The sequence below is a fragment of the Nocardia sp. IFM 10818 genome (assembly GCF_054655275.1).
On record NZ_BAAHJH010000001.1, the window covers coordinates 7,549,793 to 7,566,221 of the forward strand.

Sequence of the window (16,429 nt, forward strand, 5' to 3'; positions counted from 1 at the left end):
CCCAGGTACAGCTCACCCGGGACGCCGGCGGGCACCGGGCGCAGGCCGCCGTCGAGGACGTAGGTCTGCGCGTTCCACACCGGCCGGCCGATGGGCACCGAGGTGACGACCGGCTTGTCGATGGGCGCGTAGGTGGCGTGCACGGTGAACTCGGTCGGGCCGTACAGGTTGTGCACGGCCGCGGTGGAGAACTTCCGGAAGGCGGTCACGGTGGCGGGCGGCAGCGCCTCACCGGCGACCAGAACCGAACGCAGCGACAGGCATTCGGCCGCCGAGGCGCTGGAGGCGAAGACCGACAGCATGGACGGCACGAACGAGGTCATGGTGACCCGGTGCCGGCCGATGACCTCGGACAGGTACAGGGGATCGCGGTGACCGTCGGGGGCGGCGATGACCATCTGCGCGCCGACGGCGAGGGTGCCGAACAGCTCCCACACCGACACATCGAAGGTGACCGGCGTCTTCTGCAGGATCACATCGGTGTCGTCGATGCCGTATTCGGCGGTGATCCAGGCGATCTGGTTGAGCACCGCCGAATGCCGGATGGCCACGCCCTTGGGGCGGCCGGTGGAGCCGGAGGTGTAGAGCACGTAGGCGGCGTTCTCCGGGCGCAGCTCGCCCAGCCGCTCGGCCGGGGTGATGCGGGCGTCGTCGAACTCGGTCAGGTCCAGCCGATCCAGGTGCAGGACCGGGCAATCCGCGCTCTCCACGGCATCGTCGGTGGTGGTGAGCAGCACCACCGGCTTGGAGCTGGCCAGCACGTAATCGGTGCGCTCGGCCGGGTGATCGGGATCGACCGGCACATAGCCGCCGCCCGCCGCCAGAGTGGCGTAGATGGCGACCAGCATGTCCACCGAGCGGCGAATGCCGACCGCCACCAGCGATTCCGGGCCGACGCCCTCGGCGATGAGCTTGCGCGCCAGGCGGTTCACCCGGCTGGAGAACTCGGCATAGCTGAGTTCGGCGGCGGGGCCGAACATGCCGCCGCTGCGCTCGCCCGGATCGAAGATCAGCGCGGTGGCGTTCGGGCGGATGCGGACCTGCTCCTCGAACAGGTCCAGCACCGACACCGCCGCGGGCAGCGTGCGCGCGGTCTGGTTCCACTCGGTCAGGACGGTGGCGCGCTCGCCCTCGTCCAGGATGTCGATATCGCGCACCACCGTTTCCGGTGCGGCGACGGCGGTTTCGAGCACGCGCAGGTAGCGCCGGCCGAATTCGGTGACGGTGCGGGCGTCGAACAGATCGGTGGCGTAGGACAGCACCACCGACAGACCGTTGGCCTCGCCGTTGATGCCGCGCTGCTCGGTCAGCGTCCACTGCAGGTCGAACTTGGCGATGTCGACCTCGAGCTCGTCCGCGGAGACGGTGAGGTCGGGCAGCTCCATGGAGCCGTGCGACATCTCCTGGAACGACAGCATGACCTGGAACAGCGGATGCCGCGCCTGCGAACGGGTCGGGTTGAGCACCTCCACGAGGCGCTCGAAGGGCACGTCGGTATTGGCGAAGGCCGCCAGATCGGTTTCCCGGGTGCGGGACAGGAAGTCGGTGAAGCGTTCGGCCCCATCCACTTCCGAGCGCAGCACCAGGGTGTTGACGAACATGCCGATCAGATCGTCGAGGGCCTGCTCACCGCGTCCGGCGACCGGGGTGCCGATGGCGATATCGGTGGTGCCCGAGAGCCGGGCCAGCAGCACCGCGAGCGCGGAGTGCATGACCATGAACAGCGAAACGCCCTGGGCCCGCGCGAGTCCGGCGAGCTGCGTGTGCAGTTCGGCCGGAATGTCGAAGGTGACGCGGTTGCCGCGGAAGCTCTGCACCGGCGGGCGCGGGCGATCGGCGGGCAGGTCCAGCTGATCCGGCAGGCCCGCCAGCGCGGCACGCCAGTAAGCGATCTGGCGCGCGGCCATGGAGCCGGCATCGGATTCCGAGCCCAGCAGTTCGCGCTGCCAGATGCTGAAGTCCTGGTACTGCACCGGCAGCGGGGCCCAGCCGGGCTGCTCACCCGCCACCCGCGCCAGGTAGGCGGCGGTCATATCGCGCGAGAGCGGGCCGAACGAGAAGCCGTCCGCGGCGATGTGGTGCACCACGAACGCGACGGCGTAGTCGACGATGTCGCCGTCGGCCGCGCCGACCTGGAACACCCGCACGCGAATGGGCAGCTCGCGCGTGACATCGAAACCGCGCGAGGCGAATTCGGCCAGGGCCTGGTGCAGCCCGGCCTCGTCGATGGCGACGAGCTCGATGCCGAGGTCGACCTCGTCCATGGGCAGCACGCGCTGGAAGCCGCCGTCCCCGGACTCCGGGAAGACGGTGCGCAGCGATTCCTGCCGCGCCACCACATCGGTGAGCGCGAGCTGCAGCGCCTCGATGTCCACGCGCCCGCGCAACCGCACCACGAAGGGCAGGTTGTAGGTCGGGACGCTGGGATCGAACTGATTGAGGAACCACATGCGCTGCTGGGCCAGCGATAGCGGCACCCGGTCCGGGCGCTCCTGCGCGACCAGCGGCGGCCGCGAAACGTCGGACGGCCCGGCGGATTCCACGCGCGCGGCCAGGCCCGCCACGGTCGGCGTCTCGAACAGCGCGCGCACACCCAGGCGGGTGCCGAACGCGGCCGAGATGCGCGCCACCACCTGGGTGGCGACCAGCGAGTTGCCGCCCAGGTCGAAGAAGTTGTCGTCGATGCCGACCCGCTCGTGGCCGAGCACATCGGCGAACACGCCCGCCACGATCTCCTCGGCGGCGGTGCGCGGTGCGCGGTAACCGGCGGCGTCCGCGCTGAACACCGGCTCGGGCAGGGCCTTGCGGTCCAGCTTGCCGGAGGTGTTGAGCGGGAACGCGTCCAGCACCATGATCGAGGCCGGGACCATGTAGGACGGCAGCTTCTCGGCCACGAACCGGGTCAGCTCCGCCGGGTCCACGGTGTGACCGGGCGCGGGCACCACGTAGGCGACCAGCTGCTGGCCGGTGGCGGTGTCCATGACCAGCACCGCGGCCTGGCTGACGGCCGGATGCGCGAGCAGATCGGTCTCGATCTCGCCGAGCTCGATGCGCTGGCCGCGGAACTTCACCTGGAAGTCGGTGCGGCCGATGTATTCCAGCGCGCCGTTCTCCATCCAGCGCACCAGGTCGCCGGTGCGGTACATGCGTTCGCCGGTGCTGGAGAACGGATTCGCGACGAAGCGGTCCGAGGTCAGGTCCGGGCGGCCCTTGTAGCCGCGCGCCAGCTGCCGTCCGCCCAGGTACAGCTCGCCGAACGCGCCGACGGCGGCCGGGCGCAGGCGCGAATCCAGAACGTAGACTTCGACATTCCACTCGGGCACGCCGATCGGCACGTGGGTGGTGTCGGCGGCGGTGTTCTCCCAGTAGGTCACCGAGACCGCGGCCTCGGTGGGGCCGTACAGGTTGTGCAGTCCCGCACCGGTAATGGCGCGGAAGCCTGCGCCGGTCTCGGGCGGCAGCGCCTCACCGATCACGAAAACGTGCTTCAGCGTGGCGCATTGCGCAGCGGAAGCATGCGCCACGAAGACCGTCAGCATGGACGGCACGAAGTCGGTGACGGTGACGCCGTGGCGGTGGATCATGTCCGCCACGTAGAGCGGATCGCGATGCCCGTCCGGGGTGGCCACGATCAGCTTGGCGCCCACCATGAGCGGCAGGAAGTAACCCCACAGCGAGACGTCGAAGGTCTGCGCCGTTTTCTGCAGGTACACATCGTCGGCGGTGAGCTGGTACTCGTCCAGCATCCACAGCTCTTGGTTGACGATGGCGTGGTGGGTGACCGCGACGCCCTTGGGGCGGCCGGTGGAACCCGAGGTGTAGATGACGTAGGCGGTGTTGTCCGGGCGCAGCGGGGCGATGCGGTCGGCATCGGTGAGCGGTTCGGCGGAGTACTCCGACACGTCGAGGGTGTCGATCTCCAAGCGCCGCACGGACTCCGGGAGTTCCAGCTGGTCGCGCGCGGTGGTGAGCACGCAGACCGGGGCCGCGGATTCCAGGATGTAGGCGGTGCGATCGGCCGGGTGATCCGGGTCGATGGGCACGTACGCGCCACCGGCGCGCAGCACCGCGTGCATGCCGATCACCAGCTCGAGGGACCGCCGCATACCCAGGGCCACAAGCGATTCCGGGCCCACGCCATCGGCGACGAGGTGCCGCGCCAGGCGGTTCACCCGGGCGCCGAACTCGGCGTAGGTGAGCTGCTCGCCCTCGAACTCCAGGGCGATATTGTCCGGCGTCAGCGGGATCTGCGCGTCCAGCAGTTCCGGCAGCGTGGTGGTCGGCACCTCGTGGCCCGACTCGTTCCACTCCAGCAGGGTGCGGGTGCGCTCGGCCGCGGTGGTGATGGGCAGCCCCCACACGGGCTGACCCTCCCCCGCCGCCAGGAAGCGGTCGAAGAACTCCAGGAACCGGGCGTGGTGCTGCCGGGTCTCGTCCTCGGAGTACAGGTTCGGGTTGGTCTCGAAATCGATGTGATTCCGGGTGCCCTTGACCGACTGGTAGAAGTTGACGCCCAGGTCCTCGATGGAACCGGTCGACAGGACGCTGTACTCACCGGTTATGTCGCCGAGCACGACCTCGTTGTGGAACAGCATGATGTTGACCCACGGGCCGAAGAACTCCCGGGTCACCACGCCCTCGCCGGCGGAATCGCGGCGAATGTCCTCGTGGCGGTAGCGCTGGTGGCGCAGTGCGCCGGACACCTCGACCGCCACCTGCTTGAGCAGCTCGGTGACCGTGGTCTCGGGGCCGACGTGCAGGCGCAGCGGCACGATATTCGACACCGCACCGCCGGAGCGCCGCATGATGGCGGTGGTGCGCGCGGTCACCGGCAGGCTGAGAATGACGTCCGCGGAGCCGGTCCACTGCGCCAGGTAGGCGGCGAAACCGGCGATGAGCAGCGCCGCGGGCGACGAATCATGGCGGGCCACAGCCTCGTCCAGCAGGCTGGTCTGATCCTGACTGAGGGCGGCGGTGGCCACCCGGTTGACCGCGGCGGGCGGGGCGGAGCGGCCCGCGAGGCTGGTGCCGTCCTCGAGACCGGCGATGCGCTCGGCCCAGTGCTCCTTGTCGGCGGCGAATCGGGTGCTGTCGCGGTACGCGAATTCCTGCTCGACCAGCGTCTTCAGATCGGTCAGCTTGTGCGGCGCGGGTTCCTCGCCGCGCACGGAGGCGGTGTACAGCTCGGCGACGCGCTGCATATAGGTGACCGCGCCGAAACCGTCCAGCACGATGTGGTGGATGCGCGCGTACCAGTAGTAATGGCCGTCACCCAGCCGCAGCATGCAGGTCTTGATGAGACGGTCCGCGGTGAGGTTCAGCGGCGCGGAGTAGTCCGCGCGCATCCACTCGTGCGCCGCGGCGACCGGATCGGCGGCCTCGCTGAGATCGACGTGGTAGATGGTGCGGTCCAGCGTGGGATCGACCATCTGCATGGGCTCGCCGTCGCGTTCCACAATGCGCAGGAAGCCGGAGCCGAACTCCTCCGACCCCCGCACCATGGCCTGTTCGAGCAGCGGAATGTCCAGCTCACCGCGCAGCTCCACGAACTGGGCGATATTGATCGGCACCTGCGGGTCGACGTGCTGGGCGTACCAGATGCCGAGCTGCGCAGGCGACAGCGGGAAAAGCGCGCCCGAATCCGGTGCGATTTCGCTGCCAGCTTCGCCGTTGCCGCCGAAATCCAGCCGGTCCAACACTAACCTCGCTTCCGGAACACCACGCAGAGCGCTCCCCGCCGAAAAACCCGAACAGGACGCCACCGCTGCTTCAGCGTGGCGTCCGTGGTTCGGGAGTCACTTCACGTAATTTGTTGTTCTTGAGATCCTCTGGGGTACCGCCCAGCCGCGCGATCTTGTTACATGGGCGTGGTCACGCCCAGCGGCACGGAGCGAGCCGTTCTCGGAACCTTGTGGATGCACACCCGCTCCAATCTACCGCCAGGTTCGGCTCCGCAAACAGAAAGGGCCATAGCCCTTTGCTATCACCGCATTTCGCCCTTTCAGCGAGTGATGTGGGTCCTGTCACGGGCGGGGTCGTACAGATGTGATTGCGCACAATCCACCGATTTCGCCAGCGCCCGGCCGACCAGGATGACGGCGGCTTGCCGCAGGTCAGCGGCCTCGACCCGGTCCGCGATATCGGCGAGAGTGCCGCGCAGGACCCGTTGTTCGGGCTGACTGGCGCGATAGACCACGACAACCGGACAATCTTCGCCATATTCGGCAATCAGCTCGTCCGCGAGTGTCCGGATTCGAGTGATGGCCAGATGCAATGCCAGGGTGGCCCGGGTGCGGGCGAAGTTGCCCAGCGCCTCCGATTCCGGCATGGCCGTCGATCGCGCCTGTGTGCGGGTGAGCACCACCGACTGCACCAGCTCGGGAACCGTCAGCTCCGCGCCGACCAGCGCCGCGGCCGCCGCATAGGCTGGCACGCCGGGCGTCACATCCCAGGGAATCCTCGCGGCATCGAGCCTGCGGGTCTGCTCCGAGAGCGCTGAATATATGGAGGGATCACCCGAGCACAGCCGCGCCACGTCCGCGCCCGCGGCGTGCGCCCGCGCGCAGTGCGCGATGATCTGGTCGAGGTCCAGGCCCTGGGTGTCGATGAGCTCGGCCTCCGGCGCGCAGTGGCCGAGCACCTCCGGATCCAGATAGGTCCCCGCGTACAGGCACACCGGGGAGTTCCGCAGCAGCTCGACCGCGCGCACGGTCAGCAGATCCGCCGCTCCCGGCCCGGCCCCGATGAAGTGCACTGTCATGGGGCCGAGTCTGTCATGCGGTTCCGCCCGGACCGTCAGCCAGTGACGTCGAAGTGCGCGATCACCTTCGTCGGCTTCAGCCGCACCGCCAGCTCGCCCGGGACCCCGTTGCGCTTGCCGAATTCTTCGGCCCGGTCCGCGCCCATATAGCGGCCGCCGATGAGGGTGGCCGTGCGCACCAGCTCATCGGGGTCCTCGGAGACCTCGGCCACCCCTTGCACCTGCACGTAGGCATAGGGCGGCGCTTCCAGGTCCACGCACAGACTCAACCGCGGATCCTGCGCGATCCGTCTGCCCTTGGCGGAGGTCTTGCCGGTATTGAAGACCAGGTCGTCCCCATCGACGATGAACCAGACCGGGGTCACCAGCGGCCGGCCGTCGGCGGCGATCAGCGCCAACTTGCCGGTACGCGTGCCTTCGGACAGGAACTCCCGCACCCGCGGATCGGACAGTGAGAACATACCCCTCAACCTACGGTCGCCGACGCCCCGAGACCGTGCACCACACCGCGCAGGCTCACAATCGCATCATCGCGGGATCCAGCGGAGATCGCCTTCGGCCGCACCATCATTGCGGGTTGCACAGGTGAATTCCATTGCAGGCAGTAATAGCCGGTGGCCTTAAACGTGATCTTGCCTATTTCACGGCGTGACTGTGGGAGGCATCGGCGATGATTCGTCGGATTTATGTCTACATGTGTTCACAGGGGAGACTCTTGAAGAAGTTCATGGGTAAGGCCGTTGTCGCGGTCGCGGCGATGGGTCTTGCGGCCGGATCGGTGATCGGGGCGGGTTCGGCGAATGCCGCAGGGCTGTACGGCGCCATCGCGTTCAGCGATCGGAGCTGGACCTACGGTTCCAGTGTCAATGCACCCAGCCACGAGGCGTCGGTCGACGAGGCCGTGGCCAACTGCGCTTGGGACGGCGCCACCGACTGCACCGTCATGGTCGCCTGGGCGAACGGTTGCGGCGCCCTTGTCTACAGCGATGCGAACGACGGCATGTACCGGGCCGCCGCCGGCACCGGCCCAGACCGCGCCACCGCGCTCCGCAATGCCTACGCCAGGCTCGCCGAGCACTTCCCGCTGGCAACGCTGGCCAACACCGGTTCCGCGGGGCTGTCCCAGACCGGCGTCAGCGAAGTGGTCTGCACAGCCAACGCGCGGTAGCACCGAATTCCGGGCCCTCAGATCGCGCCGCGTTCTCGGGCCCGGGCCACGGCGGAGGTGCGGGATTTGACGCCCAGTATCGACTGCGTGCCCTGGCGAACCGACCGCACGTCAATGTGATCCAACAGTGCCGGTGAGATCGCCATCGAGTGGGACATGATGGCGGGAAGTCGGCGGGAATCCTTACGCCATGTCCCACTATTGGTTTCAGTGGCCACCGGGCAGGCGGCGGTGCCCGGTGCGCACTTCGGACGCCAAATCCTCATAGCCGATGGCCAATTCGGCCAGCCGCTCCCATACCGTCGTCAATTCCCGGCCGGAGGCGTCGGCCAACGCCGAGAACGCGTGGGCGGTCAGCTGTGCCAGCCGGTCGATGACCGCTCCGAGGGTTTCGGTGTGCACCCGGGCCGCGCCGTGCGAGGGCGGTAGTTGCGCGGTGACCCAGCGGTCGATCTCGTGCATCAAATCCATGCGGAGTAGCTCGAGTTCGGCCAGCTGTTCCGGGGCCGCTGCCAATCGGCGCTCATGGACCTCGGCCAGGTGATTGGCCGCCCGCAATAGTGGATGGCCCGGAAAGCCGGTTCCCCGGCAGGCCCGGAGGACTTCGTTTTTCGATGGCAGCGTGTCCCTCATCGCGACTACTCCTGTACCACGAACTGCGAATTCCGAGGAGATTAGCCAGCGCAGATGACGAGAACGTGTATTGCGGAGCAACAATCTGCGTGTTATCCACAATTCAATTGGCGCGCAGGTATTTCGGATCAGGCCGTTGCGCCGCCGTCCACGACCAGATCGTGACCCACCACGAAGCTCGATTCGGGCGAGGCCAGCCAGAGAACGGTGGCGGCGACTTCGGACGGAGAACTAACTCGACCGGCCGGTACGGTAGTGGCGACCCGAGCATCGCGATCGGCCCGGGTTTCCCCCGGGCGGAAAGACATCGGGGTATCACTGGCGCCGGGGCTGACGGCATTGATGCGAATGCCGTCGGCAATGTGGTCGCGGGCGGCGGTCTGGGTCAAAACGCTCACCGCGGCTTTGGACGCGGCATAGGCGGACAGCCCCGGGCGGCGTTCTCGTCCAAATCGGCCACCGGAGCGGCCTTTCCGAAAACGCCCGCGCTGTTGAAGGCGATATGCAGGCCGCCGTGGCGGCGCACCACCTCGGCGACCATATTCGCCGCCTGTGCGCTGTCGGTGACATCGGCTGTGAGCCAATCGATCCGGCCCGCCGGGGCATGGATCTTCGCGGCCGCCTCGGCGAGCTGTTCGGCGGTGCGGCCGGCCAGCACGACCGTGGCCCCCGCATCGGCGAAGGCTTGTGCGGTGGCGCCGGCGATCGCGCCGGCGCCTCCGGTGATCAGGACGACCTTGTCGTCGAAATGTGCGCTCATGGCGGTGATCAATGCCGCGAGCGCGCCGCGCTATTCCATCAGTCCAGTGAAGAACGACTGGATATCGGCGGTATGGGCCGCGGGCAGCTCCATGGCGACGAAATGATTGCCGGTATTGCCCTCGGGCCAGTGCGCGATGCGATTGCCGCGCTCGGCCAGGCGGCGCATGAGGGGCGAGCCGCCACCGTAAACACCCACGGGCACGAGCTTCTGGTCCGCGGGCCACACGAACCCGCCGTCGCCGAGACCGTTGTACATGGGCCACGAGGAGCTGGCGGCGGTATTGGTGAACCAGTAGAGGGAGATATTGGTCAGCAGGTGGTCGCGCTCGACCGCGTCTTCCAGATGTTCTGCCAGCGGCGAGAATTCATTGAACTTATGCACCAGCCAGGACAGCAGCCCGACCGGTGAATCGGTCCAGCCGTGCGCGAAAGTCTGTGCGGCCGAGGACAACAGCACATGATGGTTCACGCCCGTCTGCCATTTCTGCATGAGCTCCCATTCCGCCAGCTCCGCGGGCGTCATGGTGGGCACATCGGCGGCCGAGGGCATGCCGAGGCCGCCGTCGATGTGGACGCCGACAATGCGGGCCGGGCAGGCCAGCGCCATCTCCTGCACCACATAGGCCCCCAGATCGCCGCCCTGGACGCCGTAGCGGGCATAGCCGAGCCGGGACATGAGCTCGATCCACATCCGCGCCACATCACCGGTCGTGAAACCGAGCTCGCGCGGGCCCTCGGAGAACGCGAATCCGGGCACCGACGGGATCACCACATGGAACGCCTGCGCCGACTCCAGCCCGTGCGCCCGCGGATCGGTCAGCAGCGGAATGGATTTGCTGAACTCCACGAAGGTGTTCGGCCAGCCGTGGGTGAGGATCAGCGGCAGCGCGTCCGGCTCGGGCGAGCGCACATGCAGGAAATGCACATCCAGGCCGTCGATCTCGGTCACGAACTGCGGAAACTCATTGAGCGCCGCTTCCTGTGCCCGCCAATCGAATTCGGTGCGCCAGTACTCGGCCAGCTCGCGCAGGTAGCCCACCGGAACGCCCTGGCTCCAGTCCTCGCCCGGCAGCGCCGCCGCCCACCGGGCCCGGCCCAGGCGATCGTTCAGATCGTCGATATCGGCCTGCGGTACGTCGATGCGGAAGGGGCGAATCGCTTGGAATGTCATATGGGCTACGTTAGGAACCAAGTAGGACTGTTCTGGTCCTAATTGGAAAGGAGCCTTTCGGTATGACCGACACACCGGCACGACTCCTGCGCCTGCTGTCCTTGCTGCAAACCCCGCGCGAATGGCCCGGCCGCGAACTCGCCGACCGCCTGGGCGTCACCGACCGCACCGTCCGCCGCGATATCGACCGCCTGCGCGAACTCGGCTACCCGGTAGAAGCCACGCTCGGTGCCACGGGCGGCTACCGTCTGGTCGCCGGCGCCGCCATGCCGCCCCTGCTCGTCGACGACGACGAGGCCGTGGCCATAGCCGTCGGCCTGCGCGCGGCGGCGGGCTCCGCGATCTCGGGCATCGAGGAAGCCTCGGTGCGCGCGCTCGCCAAGCTGGAGCAGGTGCTGCCCACCAAGCTGCGCCGCCGCGTCCGCGTGCTGGGCGCGGCCACGGTGAGCTACAGCGCGCGGGACGCGGCGGTCGATCCCGAGATTCTCACCACCCTGGCCGCGGCCATCACCAACAAGGAACGCGTCCGCTTCGCCTACCTCTCCGCCTCCGGCACCGAATCCCGCCGCAATACCGAACCTCTCGGCGTCGTCCCGCTCCGCCACCGGTGGTACCTCGTGGCCTTCGATCTCGACCGCGACGACTGGCGCATCTTCCGGGTGGACCGAATCGAGCGCCCCCACCCCACCGGAGCCCGCTTCACCCCCCGTCCCCTCCCCGCCGCCGACCCCGCCGCCTATGTGGCGGGCGAGCGAACCGACTGGGGAGCCCCAACCCTGCACTACCGCATCACCATTCGGGCTCCCATCGATCAGATCGCCGGCCGGCTCGGCGAGGATCCGAGTGATCTCACCGCCGTCGACGACCGCACCTGCCTGCTGGAATCCACTCGGGAGGACTCCCCGGCCTGGCTGGCCCACCGCCTCCTCGAACTCGGATACGACTTCGAAATCGACAGTCCCCCAGAACTGATCACCGAACTGCGCGCCATTCACACTCGCCTCGAGCACCTCCTCACGGGTTAGCATCCGACTGGCTCACAAGAGCCGACGTCTCGGTGTGACTGCCGGATTCGGGTTCGACGGTTCGATGGGGGTGGGTATGCGGCAAGTGCTGTTCGCGGCGATGATCGCCTTGGCGGTGTCGATCACGGTGACGCCGGTATTGATCATGATCTTCGCCAGGAAGCGGTTCGGGCAGGAGATCCGGGTCGACGGGCCGGCGAGCCATCTGGCCAAGCGCGGGACGCCGACCATGGGCGGGATCGCGATCCTGATCGGGATGTGGGCCGGATATCTGGGCTCGCACCTGTTCGACGAGTCGGCGGGGATCTCGGTCTCGGGTCTGCTGGTGCTCGGGCTGGCCACGGCGCTGGGGGCGGTCGGGTTCACCGATGACTTCATCAAGATCCGCAAGCGGCGCAATCTGGGGCTCACCGCGGTGGGCAAATACATCGGGCAGCTGTCCGCCGCACTGGTTTTCGCGGTGCTGGTGCTGCGGTTCCCGGATTCGCGCGGGCGGACTCCGGGCAGCCGTCATCTATCGGATATGCGCGATATGACAATGGTGACGTTCAGCGTGCTCGCGTTCGTGGCCCTGGTGTGCCTGCTGGTGGTGGCCTGGTCCAATGCCGTGAACATCACCGACGGGCTGGACGGGCTGACGGCCGGATCGATGGGGATGGCGCTGGGGGCGTACACGCTGATCACCTTCTGGCAGTTCACCAAGGCGTGCGGGACCAAGCCCAGCGCGGGGTGCTACGACGTGCGCGATCCGCTGGATCTGGCCATAGTGTGCGCGGCGGGGGCGGCCGCGTGCATCGGATTCCTGTGGTGGAACGCGGCTCCGGCGAAGATCATCATGGGCGATACCGGGTCGCTGGCGCTGGGCGGGCTGCTGGCCGGGCTGTCCGTCACCACCCGCACCGAACTGCTCATGGTGGTCATCGGCGGGCTGTTCGTCGCCGAGATCCTCTCGGTGGTGCTGCAAGTGGCCGTCTACCGCACCACGCACAACCGCCTGTTCCGGATGGCCCCGTTCCATCATCATTTCGAGCTCGCCGGGTGGGCGGAAACCACGGTGGTGATCCGATTCTGGGTGCTGGCCGGGATCACCGCCGCCCTGGGGCTGCTGCTGTTCTACGGGGAGTACCTGGTCGCCTGAATTCAGGCGCTGGCGGCCAGTGCCGGGGTCTCCCGGGTGAGGATGCCGTCGACCATGCGGTACACCGAATCCATCTGGTGCAGATGGGATCTGTCGTGGGTGACCAGCAGGGTGGCGGCGTGGTGCTCGCGCACGATGTCGATGATCAACTCGATGATGGCCGCGCCGCGCTCCTGATCCAGGGCGCTGGTCGGCTCATCGATGACCAGCAGCGAAGGGTCGTTCATGAGCGCTCGCGCGATATTGACCCGCTGCCGCTGACCGCCCGACAGCTGGGCGGGCTGCTTGTGCTCCTGACCGGACAGGCCGACCGCCGAGAGCAGATCGCGTGCGCGGGAACGGGCTTCGCGACGCCGCGCGGGGGAGACGAACCAAGTCCGGCCCAGATGAACCATCGCCTCGAGCTGTTCCACAGCCGTCAGCGCGGGAATGAGATTGGACTGCTGGAACACGATCCCGATGTGGTCGCGCCGCAACGCCGTGGCCGCTTTCCGGCTCAGTCCCGTCAGATCGAGGACCCCGGAGGCGGTTTCGAGCTCGATGCGCCCCGAATCCGGCCGGATGAGCGTGGATACCGCGGCCAGCAGCGTGGATTTGCCGGAGCCGGACGGTCCGGTAATGGCCGCGATCTCACCGCCGCGCACCCGCAGCCCCACCTCGTTCAGCGCCGTGATGCGCTCGGCCCCATCGGGAAAGGTGAGGGTGAGGCCGGTGACGTCGAGCTGGTTGGTCATGGCGAAACTCCTGGGAGACATGGTGATCAGCGCGCCTGGTTGAGCGCGGTGAGCGGATCGGTGGTGGCGAGGAAGCGCAGCGCGAAGGCCGCGCCGAGCAGGCCGAGCAGGATCAGGGCGGCGGCCGGAACCAGGGTGGTCACGGCGCTGAGGACGAAAGGCACACTGTCGCCGAGGAATACACCGGCCACCGCGGTCGCGCCGACCCCGATTCCGACCCCGGCCAGCAGCACCACCAGCGCCTGGCTCAGTGCGTCCCGCACCAGTGAGCCGGTGGTCGCGCCGAGTGCCTTCAGGGTCGCGATATCGGGCTGCCGCTGCACCGTCCACACCGTGAAGAAGGCGCCGATCACCAGCGCCGAAATGGCGAACAGCATGACCGTCATGAGGGTGAGCGACCCGTTCTCGGCCTGATAGGAGGCCATGGCCGAGAGCGAGCCCGCGGTGCTGGTCGTGGTGGTGTGCGCCGCGGCGTTCACGGCCGCGAGATCGTCCACACCGGAGACGGCGAGAATGGTGGCGGCCCCCGAACGCGGGTTCAGCGCTTGCCAATCCGAAAGCGTCATCCACACCACCGGTGTGTGCGCGTACCAGTCGTCGCCGGTCACGCCCTGCACGGTGAAGTTCCCGGAACCGAGCGCGACCGTGTCACCGGCCGCGGCACCGAGCTCCTGCGCGGCGGCGCTGCTCAAGACGACCGAGCCGGATTCGGTAGCCGTGCGATTGCCGAAGGGTGTCCCGCTGACCCCGAACAGCGCGACCTGAGTGGCCGAGCCGCCGTCGTGCGTGGCCCGGGTCCGGCTGATGCCGATGGGGTCCACGGTGCCGCCGGTCTGCTGCCAGGCCCGCACCTGGTCGATGCCCAGCGTGGACGCGTCGAAGGACGGCTCCGATCCGGTATCGGCGAACACCACGGTGTCGGTCCGCAGCGACTGGATCGCCGAGATGCTCTGGTGCGCGAGCCCGGCGGTGAGGCCGCTGAGAAAGGTCACCAGCAGCGCGACCAGGGTCACCACCAGGGTGATGAGCAGGAAACGGCCGCGCGCGGCCCGCAGATCTCGGAGTGCGACGAACATGACTCCACTCTGTCGTTGATCTTCCCGGGCTCCATCGCGCCGCGGAACCATTCGCACACCAGCCAACGGACGGTCGGCGTTTCCTACTTTCGATGGATGCCGCTGGAATAGCCGGGCATAAGCTGGTCGGCGTGCACCGCTCGCCGCTCACCCCTGTCTTCTCCGCCCTGCAGTTGGGGCTGCACGCGCTGGTGACGGCGCTGACGGTGGTCGTGGCCGTGCGGGCGATCGTCTCCGCGGAGCGCCCGGCCGCGATCGTGGTGCTGGCGGGGGTCTTCCTCGGCGTCTACTTCCTGGGCGCTCGCTTCCGGCGGAATCTGACCGCGGCCCGGGTGTGGCTGCTCGTCCTCACCGCGCTGTGGCTGGGCCTGGTGGCCTTCGTCCCGGACGCGGTCTATCTGGTCTTCGGGCTGTTCTTCCTCTATCTCCATCTGCTGCCGCGCTACTGGGGTCTGCTGGCGGTCACCGTCGCGACGGCGGTGTCGGTGGCGGGCTTCGCGGCGCATCGCGGCTGGTCCCTGGGCGCGGTCATCGGGCCGGTGCTGGGCGCGCTGGTGGCCGTGGCCATCGGCCTCGGCTATGAGGCGCTGTTCCGGGAGGCCGGCGAACGCCAGCGCCTCATCGACGAATTGCTCGCCACCCGGAACACGCTCGCCGAACAGGAACGCACCGCGGGCAAACTGGCCGAGCGCGAGCGCTTGGCCCAGGAGATCCACGACACGGTCGCCCAGGGCCTGAGCAGCATTCAACTGCTGCTGCACGCGGTGGAGCGCGCCGCCCCGGATCACCCCGCCCTGAGTCAGATTCGGCTGGCCCGCGAGACCGCCGCCGACTCCCTCGTCGAAACCCGCCATGTCATCGCGGAACTCACCCCCGCCCCGCTGGACGGGCACTCCCTGAGCGAGGCGCTCAAGCGCGTCGCCCGCCGCGCCGCCGCGCCCGGCCTGGACGCCCAGGTGCTCGTCGAGGGCGATCCGCAGCGCCTGCCCATGCCGATCGAGGCCGCGCTGGTGCGCATCACCCAGGGCGCGGTCTCGAATGTGGTGCGCCACGCCAAGGCCGAGCGCATGCGCATCACCCTCACCTACGCCGACGACGCCGTCCACCTGGACGTGGTCGACGACGGCGTCGGCATCGATCCGGTCGTGCTGGCCCGGAACCCTTCCGGCAGTTTCGGTCTCAACGCCATGCGCAACCGGGTGGAGCAGCAGGGCGGCATCATGAACGTGGAATCCGAACCCGGCCACACCGCCGTCACCGTCTCGTTCCCCTTGGAGGACCAGGAATGATTCGCATCCTGCTCGCCGACGATCACGCCATCGTCCGCGCCGGACTGCGCGCCCTCCTGGATTCCGGTGTGGCCGAAAGCGATTCCGCCGCCGATATCGAGGTCATCGGCGAGGCCGCCACCGCCGAGGACGCCATAGCCTACTGCTCCACCACCCCGGTCGACCTGGTCCTCATGGATCTGCGCTTCGGCCCGGGCAAGTCCGGCGCGGACGCCACCTCCGCCCTGCGCGCCCTGCCCGACCCGCCCAATGTGCTGGTAGTCACCAACTACGACACCGACGCCGACATCCTCGGCGCCATCGAGGCCGGTGCGGTCGGCTACATCCTCAAGGACACCCCGCCCGCCGACCTCCTGGCCGCCGTGCGCTCGGCGGCCGAGGGCGAAAGCGTCCTCTCCCCCGCCATCGCCTCCAAACTCATGACCCGAGTCCGCAAACCCGACACCACCCTCAGCCCCCGCGAAATCGAAGTCCTCCGCCTGGTAGCCGACGGCCACTCCAACCGCGAGATCGGCAAACGCCTCTTCCTCAGCGAAACCACCGTGAAGTCCCATCTCGTTCACATCTATTCGAAACTCGGCGTCAAATCCCGCACTTCAGCAGTAGCCCGAGCCCGCGAACGCGGCGCCATCTGACCAACCAAAGGGGTTGCCCCAGTTGGTCACGCGATCAC

Annotated in this window: 12 protein-coding genes and 1 pseudogene (1 of these 13 only partly in view); 5 read left to right on the plus strand and 8 right to left on the minus strand. The window is 68.2% G+C overall.

Features of this window, described 5'->3' with window-relative positions; genetic code table 11:
- From ACYQ5L_RS35010 to ACYQ5L_RS35020, 3 genes are all read right to left on the minus strand, one after another.
- Positions 1-5,696: the beginning of a non-ribosomal peptide synthase/polyketide synthase gene (locus tag ACYQ5L_RS35010; protein WP_459962485.1), read on the minus strand. Its footprint begins 38,638 nt before the window's first position; the window shows 5,696 of its 44,334 coding nt (coding positions 1-5,696); the start codon lies at positions 5,694-5,696; the stop codon falls past the left edge of the window.
- Positions 5,697-6,001: 305 nt separating this feature from the next.
- On the minus strand, positions 6,002-6,760 hold the full coding sequence (gene cobM, locus ACYQ5L_RS35015; RefSeq protein ID WP_459962486.1) for a precorrin-4 C(11)-methyltransferase: 759 nt from the start codon (positions 6,758-6,760) through the stop codon (positions 6,002-6,004).
- Between the two features lie 35 nt (positions 6,761-6,795).
- On the minus strand, positions 6,796-7,221 hold the full coding sequence (locus ACYQ5L_RS35020; protein ID WP_459962487.1) for a PPOX class F420-dependent oxidoreductase: 426 nt from the start codon (positions 7,219-7,221) through the stop codon (positions 6,796-6,798).
- A gap of 254 nt (positions 7,222-7,475) precedes the next feature.
- On the opposite strand from ACYQ5L_RS35020, the gene ACYQ5L_RS35025 reads away from it, so the two are divergent.
- Entirely contained in the window at positions 7,476-7,928 is a 453-nt protein-coding gene (locus tag ACYQ5L_RS35025) for a DUF4189 domain-containing protein (protein WP_459962488.1), read from the plus strand.
- Positions 7,929-8,135: 207 nt separating this feature from the next.
- On the opposite strand, the gene ACYQ5L_RS35030 is transcribed toward ACYQ5L_RS35025, so the two are convergent.
- The 3 genes and pseudogenes from ACYQ5L_RS35030 to ACYQ5L_RS35040 form a co-directional block, all read right to left on the minus strand.
- Positions 8,136-8,561, minus strand: coding sequence for a DUF4254 domain-containing protein (locus ACYQ5L_RS35030; protein ID WP_459962489.1), 426 nt, complete (start codon positions 8,559-8,561; stop codon positions 8,136-8,138).
- Between the two features lie 128 nt (positions 8,562-8,689).
- A pseudogene (locus ACYQ5L_RS35035) lies at positions 8,690-9,321 on the minus strand (SDR family NAD(P)-dependent oxidoreductase).
- Positions 9,322-9,351: 30 nt separating this feature from the next.
- Positions 9,352-10,494 (minus strand): epoxide hydrolase family protein, encoded by a 1,143-nt coding sequence (locus tag ACYQ5L_RS35040; protein WP_459962490.1) that lies wholly within the window; start codon positions 10,492-10,494, stop codon positions 9,352-9,354.
- A 62-nt stretch (positions 10,495-10,556) separates the two neighbouring features.
- Between ACYQ5L_RS35040 and ACYQ5L_RS35045 the strand changes: the two genes are divergently transcribed.
- Both ACYQ5L_RS35045 and mraY read left to right on the plus strand, forming a co-directional pair.
- Positions 10,557-11,519, plus strand: coding sequence for a helix-turn-helix transcriptional regulator (locus ACYQ5L_RS35045; RefSeq protein ID WP_459962492.1), 963 nt, complete (start codon positions 10,557-10,559; stop codon positions 11,517-11,519).
- A 76-nt stretch (positions 11,520-11,595) separates the two neighbouring features.
- The gene (mraY, locus tag ACYQ5L_RS35050; RefSeq protein WP_379196699.1) at positions 11,596-12,657 is read left to right on the plus strand and encodes a phospho-N-acetylmuramoyl-pentapeptide-transferase; all 1,062 of its coding nucleotides are present in this window, start codon (positions 11,596-11,598) and stop codon (positions 12,655-12,657) included.
- 2 nt (positions 12,658-12,659) lie between these two features.
- On the opposite strand, the gene ACYQ5L_RS35055 is transcribed toward mraY, so the two are convergent.
- Entirely contained in the window at positions 12,660-13,391 is a 732-nt protein-coding gene (locus ACYQ5L_RS35055; RefSeq protein ID WP_459962494.1) for an ABC transporter ATP-binding protein, read from the minus strand.
- Positions 13,392-13,417: 26 nt separating this feature from the next.
- Positions 13,418-14,467 carry an ABC transporter permease gene (locus tag ACYQ5L_RS35060; protein ID WP_459962495.1) on the minus strand — a complete coding sequence of 350 codons (1,050 nt, stop codon included), beginning with the start codon at positions 14,465-14,467 and terminating at the stop codon, positions 13,418-13,420.
- A 92-nt stretch (positions 14,468-14,559) separates the two neighbouring features.
- Here ACYQ5L_RS35060 and ACYQ5L_RS35065 point away from each other — a divergent pair, with 92 nt between their 5' ends.
- The gene (locus tag ACYQ5L_RS35065; RefSeq protein ID WP_459962496.1) at positions 14,560-15,756 is read left to right on the plus strand and encodes a sensor histidine kinase; all 1,197 of its coding nucleotides are present in this window, start codon (positions 14,560-14,562) and stop codon (positions 15,754-15,756) included.
- The gene (locus ACYQ5L_RS35070; protein ID WP_459962497.1) at positions 15,753-16,391 is read left to right on the plus strand and encodes a LuxR C-terminal-related transcriptional regulator; all 639 of its coding nucleotides are present in this window, start codon (positions 15,753-15,755) and stop codon (positions 16,389-16,391) included. Before ACYQ5L_RS35065 ends, ACYQ5L_RS35070 begins: the two co-directional genes overlap by 4 nt.
- Positions 16,392-16,429 lie beyond the last annotated feature (38 nt).